Genomic DNA, 13,128 nt, shown 5'->3' with positions numbered 1-13,128 from the left:
TTAAAAACATATTCTTGCTCCGAAGGAGTATGTTCTTGTCATCGGATATTCCGCCTTGGAGCCGTCGCCACCCGTCTTTATTTCAGGATCGACCCCTACAAAATTGGTAAAAGTCAGCGGATTCTGACAATCAATAAAAACCCGGATAGAACTTACATAATCACCTATTCTTCCCAGCTTTTTCCCCGAGAGATTATATCCCAAAGTAATATTCCTGACACGTACGAACGAAGCATTCTGATAATCTTCTTCAAAACCTACGTTGCCGGGTAAAGCGACAGCCTTTGTCGAAGCAATGCCACGCCGGTTTCCATTCTGGTTCGTTTGAGAGTTCCAGATAGTATATACATATTTGTTCGAGTTCTTGGGACTTGTGTAATACACATCTCCGACAAGCGCCCAACGATATGCATAATTATAACGTGTACGTCCGAATTGTCCATACATAAATATATCCAGATCGAAATCCTTGTACACAAATGTATTTCCAAATCCGATGTGGATTTTCGGAAGTGTGTTCCTCATCTTTACATCATCAATCGTTATTTTATTATCCCCATTCGTGTCCTTTATAATCGGATAACCGGGTTGTTGTGCATCCACCGGTAAAGATTTCTGCGATTCGGGCATATTGCTTTTATCTATATTGATTACACCTTCTGTTTCATAATAGTAATAAGCATTTACCGGTTCGTTTTTACGAATTCGATATTCTTCATAATAATAGTTGGGCATCCGTTCTTTCCAAACGGCATTATGATGTGATAAGGTCAATTGTGACGTCCACTTAAACACACGGGGGATTTCATAGTTAAGTGAATTGATAGTTGCATCCCATCCATAACGCACATAATGTCCATAGTTCATCGGGACGGAAGATGTCATACTAAGCGGAGAGGAAGAATCATATCCCAGCAAGTTGGTTACATCATTACGGAACATATCGAAACTTCCCCAAATTCTATCCTTCAACACAGAAAAGTCTACACCTATATTCTTCATGGTAGTCTTTTCCCAAGTTACATTCGGGTAATCAGGACCGCTAAGCAGATAGGGTACATAAGTCACTGAATTGTTAGAGAATTTAATATATTGTGCTGCCAGACTAAAAGTTCCATAAAGTGAACTGCCCAGGTTGTCATTACCTGTCTGTCCATAACTGCCACGAATCTTCAACTGGTCAATCCATGATATATTCTTCATAAACGGTTCGTTAGATAATTTCCAGGCTAATGACACTGAAGGGAAATAGGCATATTTCTTTCCCGGAAAAAATTTGTCCGTTCCATCCCGGCGGATAGTAGCCGCAACCACATACCTGTCAAGCAAATCCACACTTGCCCTGGCAAATTGAGAACGACGTTCGTCGGCTGCCCTGAAAGAAGTCGGATAGAAAGCACCTTCCGCAGCTTCCACTTTATCAGCAGCAATGTGATCGTTAATCTGCTCGTAGTCAAGTTCAAGTCCACTTGAATCGTTCGTATATCTTCCCATACCCACTACGGCATCAACACGCAACAAATCTCCAAACTGCTTTTTGAAAGTCAGTGTACCTTCCATGGTTTGGTTTCTACGCTCAACATATCCCAGATGTCCTCTCGATTTATACATATCCATAAAATAAATATCAGAAGGAATATACAGGTTACGATTAGCATTCTCCTTATTGATACCATACATCAAACGGAACGACAGCATATCCTTGATAATATCCACATCGGCAGCAAAGTTTAGATAGTAACCACTCGTTTTGGTGCGGTCGCTCACTTTTACCATTTCTGCAGGATTGGGGTAGTTCGAATATAAAGTAGGATTTCCTACCGCATCCCTGATTGGCAAATAAGAAGGATAAGTCAATGCCGATTGGATAGCATCATAACCATTACCACCACCTCCACCACCGGAAGTTGAGTTTGTATATTCATTCTCATTTACATTGACAATTGCAGTCAACTTAAGAAATGGAAGCAATTGTGAAGATATGTTCGTCCGAAGAGCATAACGCTCCATTGCAGAGTTTTCTACCGTACCTTCCTGTTTATAATAGTTTCCGGACAAGTAATATTTCAGTAGTTTAGATCCTCCTGTAATTGTGATGTTATGGTTATTGATACTACCATCTTTCAACACACAATCCAGCCAGTCTGTTGTTTGAGCGGCAGCTATCTGTTGAGGTGAGAATTGAGGCACCCATTTATTATCAAAAGGTTCATCACCATAGGGATACATGCCGTTCGTAAATAAATAGTTTTCCTTATTGAAAATATTAGCAACATTCATATATTCCTCTCCGCTCAAAGGTTCCAGATACGGATAGTTTTTCACGATAGAGTAATTTCCCTCATAAGTGATCTGTGGACGAGTTTCAGTACCTTTCTTCGTAGTAATCAATACGACACCATTGGCTGCGCCAATTCCATAGATGGAGGCAGATGCATCCTTTAATACTTCGATAGATTCAATATCGGCCGGATTAAGTCCTGCCAATCCCGAACGATTGATAGAATTAGGCATGACCTGATTTCCGTTTCCAACCTCTAAAGAAGTGGAAGGCATCATTACTCCATCCACTATAAAGATAGGAGTGCCTGCACCACGAATGGAAAGGTCGACTGCTCCACCCGGTTGTGGGCTTGCTAACGTAGCTTCCAGTCCGGCTGCCCGTCCAAGCAACATCTGCGACATATTACTTGTTGCGGCTCTTGATATTTTTTCTGTTTTGACCGTTGCTATGGAAGTGGTCAGATTCTTACGGGTGGTCGTTCCATAACCTACCACAACAACCTCATCCAATTGTTTTGAATCTTCTTTCATCGTCACGTTCAACGTCATCGGCCTGGTTATTTTCTGCGTATATGTAGTGTAACCTATTGAAGTAAATTTCAGTGTCGAACCTTCCGGAACCTGCAACTGATAATTGCCGTCTATACCGGTGATGGTTCCTTGAGTCACCCCCTCTATCATCACAGTCACTCCCGGAAGAGTCTCTCCAGATTCGTCCACGACCTTTCCTGTCACCTTGACTGTCGGCTTGTTATCCTGCTGTTGAGATGAAACTTTGTTTAATACAATCTGGCGTTTTTCAATCGTATAAGATACCCCTTCGCCTTTAAAAAGTTTATCCAGTACCAGAGTCATCAGTTCATTCTTCACAGAAATGCTTACTATACGGCTAACATCAACAATATCTTTGTTGTACAAGAAGCGGTATTCTGTCTGATTTTCGATATTAGTCAAGACCTCCTCTACAGTCACGTTCTTCAGTCGTAATGTAATTTTGGCGGATTGTGCAAAGATAGGTATACTGACAGCTTGCAGAGCTATACAAAACAACCATATGGCACAAATTCTCCCCATTTTTACATTCGCAGGTACATTAATTCTCTTTTTCATTTTCCTAATTGAAATAAGTTTCATACCTTTACATGTTTGGTTATTGGTTCTACAAATAAGTTGATTAACGAATAACTGAATATTTGGAAAGGAAGGTGAGTCAGACCTTCCTTTTTTATCAGTTTTTTCGGAAGTAAAATTCACTGATTATGTCTTTCCCATGGCTTGTATTATTTAAAGGTTAATAAATGTGTTTTTCTCTCGTTCCTATCAATAAGACGTTTCTAAAAATAAAAGCCACATCCCATATCACATTATTTTTTCATCCGGACTATTTTTTCATCAAACTATCGTTTATCCCAAATAATCTTTCTATTTTTACCCCAACAATAGAATCTCTACTACAATACTATGCCGAATATCCAACAACAGACTTCCGACGACCGTTTTCTGGTAATAGCACTGAAACAGGATGATAAACAGGCTTTTACCCGATTATTCCATGCCTATTATAAAGATCTGGTGTTGTTTGGCGGTACTTACATTCCAGAGAAATCTACCTGTGAGGATATTGTACAGAATATCTTTCTCAAATTATGGAATGACCGGAAAACACTGGAAATTGAGAACTCACTAAAATCATATTTATTGAAAGCTGTCCGAAACTACTGCCTAGATGAATTGCGCCATCGCAGGATTATAGATGAGCACGTTGCTTATGAACTTAAATCGGGCTCTATAGATATCGATACAACGGAAAATTACATACTTTACTCCGATTTATGCCAGCAACTCAAAAATGCATTGGAACAATTATCTCCCCAGGAAAGAGAAGTATTTGAAATGAGCCGGTTAGAAAATATTAAATATCAGGAAATAGCCAATCGCCTCAATATCTCTGTCAGAACAGTGGAAGTACGCATCAGTAAGGCTTTGAAACAGCTTCGCATTTTATTAAAAGATTTTTATTTGCTACTTTTTTTCTTTCTTTTCCACTAATGGATGTGGGATTTTCTTTCTGAAACGTCTATTATATATAAGGTAAAATGCATATGATAAATAAAGATTCAGACATAGAAATTATAATTTCCAAATATCTCTCGAAAGAGGCTACACCAGAAGAAATTAAGGTACTGGAAGATTGGATATCAGCTACTCCCGAAAACTATAGGAGCTTTCTATCACAAAAGAATGTGTGGGAAGTCAGTCACCCGGCTTTTAATCCGGAAGAGATAGATGTGGACAGCGCGCACAGAAAAGTTATGGAGCAGATTCTTCATCAAAATCAGCCGACATCGGTTCGTCCAAAGTTGTCCTTTCTGTACTACTGGCAACAAATTGCAGCTATACTGCTTCTCCCTTTGTTGATAGTATCCTCTTATCTTTATTTGAAACCGACTTCTCAAATTGCAGAAACTTATCAGGAATTATTCACTCCTTACGGCACCTGGTCGGTAGTGAATCTGCCCGACGGCTCTAAGGTTTGGCTAAATGCCGGAAGTTCTCTAAAATATCCGACTCAATTCAATGACAAGCAAAGAGTGGTTTCAATGCAAGGTGAAGCCTATTTTGAAGTAGAATCCGACAAGGAGCATCCGTTCATCGTAAAAACGAAAGAGCTGACTGTAGAAGCTACCGGCACAGCATTCAATGTGAATGCATATACTTCGGACAATGTAACAGCAGTGACATTAGTAAAAGGAAAGGTAGCAGTAACTCTTGACAAGAAAAAAACAATTTCCCTTTCACCGGGAGAGAAAATAGACTATAATCTGGCAACTTCTTTGTATAACATCAATAAAACCAATACTTACAAATGGTGCTCATGGAAAGATGGAGTACTCATTTTTAGAGATGATCCACTGGAATATGTATTCAAACGTTTGGGACAAACTTATAATGTGGAGTTTATTTTGAAAGATGCCGAATTAGGAAAATATTCCTATAAGGCGACTTTTGAAGGTGAGTCTTTGAATGAGATCTTACGCTTACTCGAAATGAGTGCACCCATCCAGTGTAAAGAAGTCAGTAACCGTGGTAACAATAACGAGAAGTTTGAAAAGCAGCGTATAGAAGTGAGTAGGATTGTACGATGATAGATTAGTACTAGCACAAATTTAATAATATAGTTTTGAATTTATTTCATTTAGTAGAATTAAGTTGTCTGACACCCGGGTCTCAGACATACCGACACCCGGGTGTTGGGTATGCTGACACCCGGGTGTCAAGCATCATGAGACCCGGGTGTCAGACAATTAATTCATGCAGTATGTTTTTTTCTCCTTTACTATAAGCCATAATCCCAATCACTATTAATCAAGATCATTTAGCTCATAACGGTACAGAAAACGAATTTATCATTTCATCTTATACACCAATGTTCCGCCCTTCACAATATCTTCATGTGATATTGTATTTTTCGTGTAGGGTTCTCCATTCAACGTAATGCTATCTACATACATATGTTCTTTTGACAAGTTCTCTGCAATAATCGTGAAAGTCTTTCCATCAGCTAAATGCAGCACCATCTTCGGCAATTGCGGAGCACCGAATACATATTCTCCACTCACCGGATCTACCGGATAGAATCCCATTGCGCTAAGCATATACCAAGCGGACATCTGACCACAGTCGTCGTTTCCGCAAAGTCCATCGGGTTTATTCTTATATTGAGTATCGAAGATTTCACGAACCAATTCTTGAGTGCGTTCCGGACGACCGGCCAATGCATACAAATAAGTAACGTGATGGCTCGGTTCATTGCCGTGAGCATACTGACCAATCAGCCCTGTTACATCTGACAGACTTTCACCTTCGAGCTTAACAGTAAATAAAGAATCTAATTTATTCAAGAAAGGTTTTTCACCGCCAAACAAGCTGATTAATCCCGGTACATCGTGTTGCACGTGCCAAGTATACTGCCATGCATTTCCTTCGGTATAGTCACCTCCAATACTTTCTGAATGTCCTAATGCACTTGGATTAAACGGTGATTTCCAAGTGCCGTCGGCTTTACGCGGACGCATAAACTGTGTTTCCGAATCGAAGAGATTTTTATAATAATCTGCACGTTTTGAGAAATAAGCAGCATCTTCCTCTTTACCCATACGGCGTGCCATATCGGCAGCAGCATAATCATCATACACTGACTCCAGCGTAGAAGATACGGATTCTGCTTTTATCAGGTCTGTCGGGAAATATCCATATTTTGTATAAACTTCCCAATTTGACTTCAACGGATGAGAGACTGTCTGCGTTTTCTTTATCATATTGAAAGCACGTTCTGCATCAAAGCCACGGAATCCTTTACGATAAGCTTCTGCGATAACCGATACACCATGATTACCAATCATACAGAAATTTTCTTTTCCCCACAATGCCCAAATAGGCAGAAAACCCTGCACTTCACCTTGTTCGATCAATGAATTCACGAAACCATCCACACGTTCGGGAATTACCAATGTATAGAACGGATGAGCAGCACGATAGGTATCCCAAAGAGAGAATGTAGAGTAGAAAGTTCCTGTTCCGGCTTTCACTATGGAGTCGGCAGCGTTACGATACATGCCATCTACATCCGAAATCTGATTCGGTTGGATCAGTGCATGATAGAAACAGGTATAGAAATTGGTCTTTTCATCATCAGTACCATCTATTTCAATACGGCTCAGATAGTTATTCCATTCATTATGGGCAGCGGTCTTTACTCCGTCAAAGTCCCATGCAGGAATTTCGGCTTCCAGGTTCTTTTTTGCTCCATCTACACTGGTCGTAGAAAGGGCTACTTTCATCATCAGTTCCTCTCCCGGCTGCATGGCGAAAGTAGCAACGATACGCTTACCTTTTTCTGTTTTTCCCATCGGAAGATAAAGCGAATCTATAACAGGGCGGTTGAACTTCATCACAAAGAAATAATCCTGATCTACCCACACAGTGTTATTGACATGTCCGGTTAGTGTCTGTGCGTCTTCCCAGTTTACTTCACAACTGTTCACCTGTGAGTGATACTGTTCTTCTCTCCATGCGGGACCATGTTGCAAGTCGATCAAGACAGAAGCCGAATCGGCATTAAGATAAGTGTAACGGTGAAGAGCTGCATGAATAGAAGCAGTCAGTTCCGCTTTAACTTGAGGATCGGAAAGTTCAACTGTATAATAACCCGGAGTGGCTGCTTCCTTATCTTTGGAGAAATGGCTACGATAAGCATCCCATGCACGGGCACGCGTACCTGTGACAGGCATTACCAGAATATCTCCCAAATCCATGCATCCCGTTCCGTTCAGGTGAGTTTGAGTGAATCCCCAAATCAATGTATCCTGATAAACATATTCGGAGCAGTATCTCCATCCGACCGCACCTGTTACGGGACTGGTTTGCACCATCCCGAAAGGATAACAAGCTCCGGGGAATGTATGCCCGTTATCGGCAGCACCAATAAAGGTATTAACGTATTGAGTATAATCCTGCGTTTCCATTTTTTCCGTCGGGGTACAGGAAGAATAAAAGAATAAACCTGCCAAAGCAGCGGTCATAAAAGGGATTTTTCTTTTCATGTAAATATAATGTTAAGTTAATGTCGCATTACATACGTTGATATTTATCTAATTTCTCACGATAGTAGCTTTCTACATCTTTCCAATGATAATAAGGAGCCATATCTGTTTTCACCGGCAACTTAGTTTCCTTCTCATTAAGCAGCACTTTTACTAATATATCATTGTTTCCTTTCTTGTGGAAAAAGACGAATTGTACATTGCAAGCCATTGGGAAAATATCATAGGCTCTCCATTGTTCCGACAAGTTCTCTACATCAGAATAAGATTCGCCATAATGATTGAGTTCCAGCAAAGCAACCAATGGCAGTAAACAAGACTCATGACCGAATCTTAAAGTTGCCTGATTCTTACCTTCTTTTAAAGCAACATCTGCCATATCCAGGATATTGCGCAGTAATTCGGCTTCCCGATAAGGCATCAAGCCGTTTGTCACAGGCGAAGCTGCATGTGTCAGATACCAGTATAAGTTGTTACAACTCCATAAATCATAACATTCCTCATCGGTAAAAAGAGGATATAGCTCCATATCCGTGTCATGGTTTTGCATATTACAAGCTAAATCGAAAAGACGTTTCATGAGACGTGCAGCATCAAAATTTGCTTTCACGTACTCCGCATCCGTAAACAAAACTTTCATCAATCGTTCCGGGTGTACATGTTTCGCTTCAAAGTCTTTCTGTACTTCCTTTACTTTATCGGATTTTGATAGTTTACTTAATTCTTTGGCAGGCGGATTCATATAATACATATCATGGTGGCTGGCATCATTCTTGATACGCAATTGGGGGTTCATCGCCTGCAACTGAAGACATTCTGAGGTCATGGACAATATACAACGGATGACAACTGTGGAACGGGCATCCACTTCAGTACTATCAGCAAATATCTGCGGAAAATTAGTATACATACGTTTGGCGATTCCCCGGTGTTGTCGTGCTCCTAATGGAGTAAGTTCACCAAGACGACCTTCTGCCATGTCCGCCATACGCAGAACAAGTTCCAATGTATTCTTACCTGTCGGGGTGAGTTTGTTTAAAGAGTCGGCTTTCAATAGAGTTTGCTTGGGGAAACGATAATCGTTCGGATCAATCAGATAGCGTGAACCATGACGCATATAAGTGCTGATGTAGAAAGGTTCATATCCTTTAGGAGCAGCTGTCTGCCTGGCGATGGGTGTAGGATATGCATAGTAATTATTACCTGATAAATACCGGTTTGCACTAATCTCTTCACGGGCTGTTTGTGCTTGTACAGTCAATATCAGCAGAAGCAATACAAGTACAGATGTGAGTTTTTTCATGATAGTATTATTCAATGTATTAATAGTTGTGCCACAAAATTAGAGAATTCTTCCCATTTAAGATGATTATATACAGACAAATATACTTAAATCTTAAACGATAGAAGCTCTGATTTATATAGATTCATTGTGATAAAACAAAAATTCGTACGACTTATTGAATAAATATCAACTCAATTATTTATCTTTGTTAGCTTAATAATAAGCTGGCGCAAAAAAACAATAAGTACAATGAAAGATTTCTTGAAATTCACACTTGCCACAGTGACAGGTATCATTTTGTCAAGTATTGTATTATTTATTATCAGCATGGTGACGCTGTTCGGTATCATGTCTGCTTCGGATACAGAAACAATAGTAAAAAAGAATTCTGTAATGATGCTCGACTTGAACGGTACGTTAGTGGAGCGTACGCAAGAAGACCCGTTGGGTATTTTATCCCAGTTATTCGGTGACGGGTCTAATACATATGGGCTGGACGACATTCTTTCGTCTATCAAAAAGGCCAAAGAGAATGAAAACATCAAAGGGATTTATTTGCAGGCAAGTTCATTGGGTGCATCCTATGCTTCTTTACAGGAGATTCGTAACGCATTGCTTGACTTTAAGGAAAGCGGGAAATTCATCATTGCTTATGGTGACTCTTATACTCAAGGACTTTATTATCTTTCCAGTGTAGCCGACAAGGTACTGCTTAATCCCAAAGGTATGATCGAATGGCGGGGTATTGCTTCCGCTCCTCTTTTCTATAAAGATCTTCTTCAGAAAATCGGCGTGGAGATGCAGGTATTCAAAGTAGGAACCTATAAATCTGCCGTTGAACCGTTTATCGCCACTGAGATGAGCCCGGCTAACCGTGAACAGGTAACAGTTTTCATTAATTCCATTTGGGGACAAGTGACCGAAGGAGTAGCTACCAGCCGTAGTCTTCCGGTCGATTCTCTCAATGCTTATGCAGACCGCATGTTAATGTTCTATCCTGCAGAAGAAAGCGTGAAATGCGGATTAGCTGATACATTGATTTACAGCAATGACGTACGCAACTATCTCAAGGAGATGGTGGAAATAAACAAGGATGACCGTCTTCCTATGTTGGAACTGGCGGATATGATTAATGTGAAAAAGAATGTTCCTAAAGATAAAAGTGGTAATATCGTTGCCGTTTATTATGCATCCGGTGAAATCACAGACTATCCCAGTTCTTCGGCTTCCGAAGAAGGGATTGTAGGTCCTAAAGTGATTCGTGATTTGCGTAAGTTGAAAGAAGATGACGATGTGAAGGCCGTTGTGCTCCGGGTTAATTCTCCGGGTGGAAGTGCTTTTGCTTCGGAACAAATCTGGCATGCAGTAAAAGAGTTGAAAGCTAAAAAGCCAGTTATTGTTTCTATGGGTGACTATGCGGCATCAGGAGGATATTATATCTCATGTGTAGCCGATACGATTGTTGCCGAACCCACTACGCTGACCGGTTCTATCGGTATCTTCGGAATGATTCCGAATGTAAAAAAATTAACAGAAAAAATAGGTCTGACTTATGATGTGGTAAAAACCAATAAATATTCAGATTTTGGAAATATTATGCGTCCTTTCAATGAGGGTGAGAAGTCATTGTTGCAAATGATGATTACTCAGGGATATGATACATTCGTAGGCAGATGTGCCGAAGGACGCCATATGACAAAGGAAGCAATCGAAAAGATTGCCGAAGGACGTGTGTGGACAGGTGAAACAGCCAAAGAGTTAGGTTTGGTAGACGAGCTCGGAGGTATTGACAAAGCATTGGATATTGCCGTAGCAAAAGCGGGTATTGAGGGATACACCGTAGTATCTTATCCGGCTAAACAGGATTTCCTGTCTTCTCTACTTGATACGAAGCCGACTAATTATGTTGAATCTCAACTTCTTAAAAGTAAATTGGGCGAGTATTATCAACAATTCGGCTTACTGAAGAATTTAAAAGAACAATCCATGATTCAGGCACGCATTCCGTTCGAACTGAATATAAAATAAATCGTACTGCATGGACGAGCACTTTTTCAAAATACATAAATGGCTATATCCTGTCTCGTGGCTATACGGAGCAGCGGTAATCATAAGAAATAAACTCTTTGACTGGGGATTGTTCCGGTCGAAGAGTTTCGACGTTCCTGTCATCTGTGTTGGTAATCTGTCTGTAGGCGGAACTGGAAAAACTCCTCATACTGAATATTTGATAAAGTTGCTTCATGAAAAATATCAGGTGGCTGTACTAAGCCGCGGATACAAACGGCGTACACAAGGTTATGTGCTCGCTACTCCTCAAAGTACTGCCAGGACGATTGGTGACGAGCCTTACCAAATGTACACTAAGTTTCCGTCCGTCACACTGGCTGTTGACGAAAACCGTTGCCATGGAATAGAGAAATTGCTTGCTTTGAAAGAGCCTGTCGTAGATATTGTCCTACTGGACGATGCTTTTCAGCACCGATATGTCAAACCGGGATTAAGTATTCTATTGACTGATTATCACCGTCTTTTCTGTGATGACACACTGCTTCCGGCAGGACGCTTACGAGAGCCTGTCAGTGGAAAGAACCGGGCACAAATTGTAATCGTTACCAAATGTCCGCAGGACATCAAACCTATTGATTACAATATTATCACTAAACGACTGAACCTTTACCCGTATCAGCAGTTATTCTTCTCATCGTTCCGCTATGGAAATCTGCAACCCGTATTCCGGCAAGAAGTTAGAGAAGCTGATGCGAATATGACTCCGGTGAGCAAAGAAATCTCTTTGTCTTCATTGACAGCTACGGAGGTATTATTAGTGACAGGCATTGCATCACCTGCTCCTATTATGGAAAGGCTGGATGGTTGTGCAAAACAGATAGAGACACTATCTTTTGGCGACCACCATGATTTTACTCACAAAGATATGCAGCAGATAAAGGAACGATTCAAAAGATTAACAGGCGAGAAACGATTGATAATCACAACCGAGAAGGATGCAACACGTTTGGTTAATCATCCGGGATTGGACGAAGATTTGAAACCGTTTATTTATGCTCTGCCCATTGAAATAGAAATATTACAAAATCAACAAGATAAATTTAACCAACATATTATTGACTATGTTAGAGAAAATACAAGAAACCGCAGCTTATCTTAAAGAGAAGATGCACACAAGTCCCGAAACAGCCATTATTCTTGGTACCGGACTTGGCAGTTTAGCAAACGAAATCACCGAGAAGTACGAAATAAAGTATTCGGATATTCCGAACTTCCCGGTATCTACCGTCGAAGGCCACAGCGGCAAGCTGATTTTCGGTAAATTAGGCAATAAAGATATTATGGCTATGCAAGGTCGTTTCCATTATTACGAAGGTTATTCGATGAAAGAAGTAACTTTCCCTGTACGTGTGATGCGCGAATTGGGTATCAAGACATTATTTGTATCCAATGCCAGCGGTGGTACGAATGCAGACTTTGAAATCGGCGACCTGATGATTATCACCGATCATATCAACTACTTCCCCGAACATCCGCTTCGTGGAAAAAACATTCCGTACGGTCCCCGTTTCCCGGATATGAGCGAAGCGTACAGCAAAGAGCTAATCCGTAAAGCTGACGAGATTGCGAAAGAGAAAGGTATCAAGGTACAACATGGTATATATATAGGTACTCAAGGCCCTACCTTCGAAACTCCCGCTGAATATAAATTATTCCATATCTTAGGTGCTGATGCCGTAGGTATGTCTACCGTTCCTGAAGTGATTGTCGCTAACCATTGCGGAATCAAAGTTTTCGGTATTTCCGTTATTACCGACTTGGGAGTAGAAGGAAAAATCGTAGAAGTAACGCACGAAGAAGTCCAAAAAGCTGCTGACGCCGCCCAACCGAAAATGACGACTATCATGCGTGAACTTATCAACCGTGCCTAAACATTAAACCCGATTT

At 40.6% G+C, this 13,128-nt stretch carries 8 protein-coding genes; 5 read left to right on the top strand and 3 right to left on the bottom strand.

Translation table 11 applies throughout. The features are described from left to right. A complete protein-coding gene (locus HC965_RS21960; protein ID WP_191033476.1) occupies nt 1–3,417 on the bottom strand; it encodes a SusC/RagA family TonB-linked outer membrane protein in 3,417 nt (1,138 codons plus the stop codon). Nucleotides 3,418–3,744: 327 nt separating this feature from the next. On the opposite strand from HC965_RS21960, the gene HC965_RS21955 reads away from it, so the two are divergent. Continuing rightward, nucleotides 3,745–4,332, top strand: a complete 588-nt coding sequence (locus tag HC965_RS21955; protein ID WP_191033475.1) for an RNA polymerase sigma-70 factor — start codon at nt 3,745–3,747, stop codon at nt 4,330–4,332. 53 nt (nt 4,333–4,385) lie between these two features. Beyond that, entirely contained in the window at nt 4,386–5,429 is a 1,044-nt protein-coding gene (locus tag HC965_RS21950) for a FecR family protein (RefSeq protein WP_191033474.1), read from the top strand. 261 nt (nt 5,430–5,690) lie between these two features. Here HC965_RS21950 and HC965_RS21945 read toward each other — a convergent pair whose 3' ends face one another. Beyond that, nucleotides 5,691–7,886: a GH92 family glycosyl hydrolase gene (locus tag HC965_RS21945; protein ID WP_191033473.1), complete on the bottom strand. Its 2,196-nt coding sequence runs from the start codon at nt 7,884–7,886 to the stop codon at nt 5,691–5,693. A 28-nt stretch (nt 7,887–7,914) separates the two neighbouring features. Next, a complete protein-coding gene (locus tag HC965_RS21940; RefSeq protein ID WP_191033472.1) occupies nt 7,915–9,189 on the bottom strand; it encodes a histidine-type phosphatase in 1,275 nt (424 codons plus the stop codon). Nucleotides 9,190–9,420: 231 nt separating this feature from the next. Between HC965_RS21940 and sppA the strand changes: the two genes are divergently transcribed. Genes sppA through HC965_RS21925 form a run of 3 tightly spaced genes read left to right on the top strand, consistent with a single transcriptional unit; the run spans nt 9,421 to nt 13,112 of the window. Next, entirely contained in the window at nt 9,421–11,199 is a 1,779-nt protein-coding gene (gene sppA / locus HC965_RS21935; RefSeq protein ID WP_191033471.1) for a signal peptide peptidase SppA, read from the top strand. Between the two features lie 10 nt (nt 11,200–11,209). Further along, on the top strand, nt 11,210–12,340 hold the full coding sequence (gene lpxK, locus HC965_RS21930) for a tetraacyldisaccharide 4'-kinase (protein ID WP_191033470.1): 1,131 nt from the start codon (nt 11,210–11,212) through the stop codon (nt 12,338–12,340). Then, on the top strand, nt 12,303–13,112 hold the full coding sequence (locus HC965_RS21925) for a purine-nucleoside phosphorylase (RefSeq protein WP_044655499.1): 810 nt from the start codon (nt 12,303–12,305) through the stop codon (nt 13,110–13,112). The genes lpxK and HC965_RS21925 overlap by 38 nt, the downstream gene beginning before the upstream one ends. Nucleotides 13,113–13,128 lie beyond the last annotated feature (16 nt).

Source organism: Bacteroides sp. GM023, assembly GCF_014750685.1.
In the GTDB taxonomy this organism is placed as follows: domain Bacteria; phylum Bacteroidota; class Bacteroidia; order Bacteroidales; family Bacteroidaceae; genus Bacteroides.
Note: the sequence above shows the minus strand (reverse complement) of the source record. Positions and strands in the feature narration are given on the sequence as shown.

Excerpts from the sequence above, each read along its gene's own strand:
- sppA (WP_191033471.1), top strand. The coding sequence starts at position 9,421 with ATGAAAGATTTCTTGAAATTCACACTTGCCACAGTGACAGGTATCATT.
- HC965_RS21950 (WP_191033474.1), top strand. The coding sequence starts at position 4,386 with ATGATAAATAAAGATTCAGACATAGAAATTATAATTTCCAAATATCTC.
- HC965_RS21960 (WP_191033476.1), bottom strand. The coding sequence starts at position 3,417 with ATGAAACTTATTTCAATTAGGAAAATGAAAAAGAGAATTAATGTACCT.
- HC965_RS21955 (WP_191033475.1), top strand. The coding sequence starts at position 3,745 with ATGCCGAATATCCAACAACAGACTTCCGACGACCGTTTTCTGGTAATA.
- HC965_RS21945 (WP_191033473.1), bottom strand. The coding sequence starts at position 7,886 with ATGAAAAGAAAAATCCCTTTTATGACCGCTGCTTTGGCAGGTTTATTC.
- lpxK (WP_191033470.1), top strand. The coding sequence starts at position 11,210 with ATGGACGAGCACTTTTTCAAAATACATAAATGGCTATATCCTGTCTCG.
- HC965_RS21940 (WP_191033472.1), bottom strand. The coding sequence starts at position 9,189 with ATGAAAAAACTCACATCTGTACTTGTATTGCTTCTGCTGATATTGACT.
- HC965_RS21925 (WP_044655499.1), top strand. The coding sequence starts at position 12,303 with ATGTTAGAGAAAATACAAGAAACCGCAGCTTATCTTAAAGAGAAGATG.